The organism is Pseudoalteromonas sp. 3D05, assembly GCF_002723455.1.
Classification (GTDB): domain Bacteria; phylum Pseudomonadota; class Gammaproteobacteria; order Enterobacterales; family Alteromonadaceae; genus Pseudoalteromonas.
Genome location: NZ_PDUS01000043.1, coordinates 1 through 1242, shown reverse-complemented (window position 1 = coordinate 1242; position 1242 = coordinate 1). Strand labels below are relative to the sequence as shown.

The following is a 1242-nucleotide window of genomic DNA, read 5'->3' as shown; positions in this document are numbered from 1 at the left end:
TGGCTACTGCAAGAAAACGTCAAATAAGTTTGACAGATACAAAATACTATCACTGTATTTCACGTTGCGTTCGGCGTGCATTTTTATGTGGCGCAGACCATTTTACAGGCCAATCATACGAGCACCGTAGAGGTTGGGTTGAAGATAAACTGTTAGAGTTAGGCAAGGTATTTTGTATTGATGTGTGTGCTTATGCAGTCATGAGTAACCACACTCATTTAGTGCTGTATGTTGATGATAAAAAAGCGGAGCGGCTAAATGATAAAGCGATTGTTATTCACTGGCACAAGCTGTGTAAAGGCACCGTACTTACGCAAAGATACTTACGAGGTGGGAAGCTAAGTAAAACTGAACAAATCTTTTTTAATCAAACGGTCAAACAGTACCGCGAACGCTTATCAAGTACTAGCTGGTTTATGCGGTTGCTAAATGAAGATATAGCGCGTAAAGCGAATAAAGAAGATAACTGCACAGGCAGGTTTTACTCGCTGCCATCCATGGCGCTCACCCTTCGGGCCGCCTAAGGCATTCAAAGTTGTTCCTTACAATTTTGTGGGAAGGGCCTTTCCTTAAAATAAAAAGCAGTCACAAGCGCTACTTGATGAAGCAGCATTGGCAGCCTGTATGGCATACGTTGATTTAAATCCTATCAGGGCCAAAATAGCAAACACGCCAGAAGAGTCATCACATACGAGTGCTCAAAAACGATTAGAAAGCGCAGCCGATGCTAAGCAACCAAAACAACTATTACGCTTTGCAGGCATGTCACGTCAAATCATGCCAAAAGGGTTACCGTTTGAACTTAAACCCTGCCTTGAACTAGTTGAGTTAACAGGGCGTTGTATACGAGAAGGCAAACGCGGGTATATTGAAAGCACACATTTACCTTTACTAGAAAGAGTGAATATATCCTCAGAAAACTGGTTAAAACTGACCACGCAATTTACGCGCGTATTTCATGGCGCAGTAGGTAGGACGACCTCACAAGAGAGTTACTGTGAACACATGAACAGAAAACGGCGTAGCAACGTTAGCAACAGCGAAAAGCTACTGGCATAAAGTTTAAAAGTCTTCGATAAAGAATTAAAACTGCAATCATGCAGTTGTTTTCATGCGTGTAATTTAGGTTTAACAGTGATAACCGCTCGCTTAATGAACGATGTACAGGTGGTAATAGAAAATAGTAAGTTTTTAGCCCAAGAAAGTAAACTTAATAGCACTGTTTTATTTGCTCAATTAAAG

Annotated in this window: 1 pseudogene; it reads left to right on the top strand. The window is 41.1% G+C overall.

The features are described 5' to 3' along the window. Positions 1-1059 (top strand): annotated as a pseudogene (locus CSC79_RS20310) (hypothetical protein); the annotation flags it as partial. Positions 1060-1242: the final 183 nt, after the last annotated feature.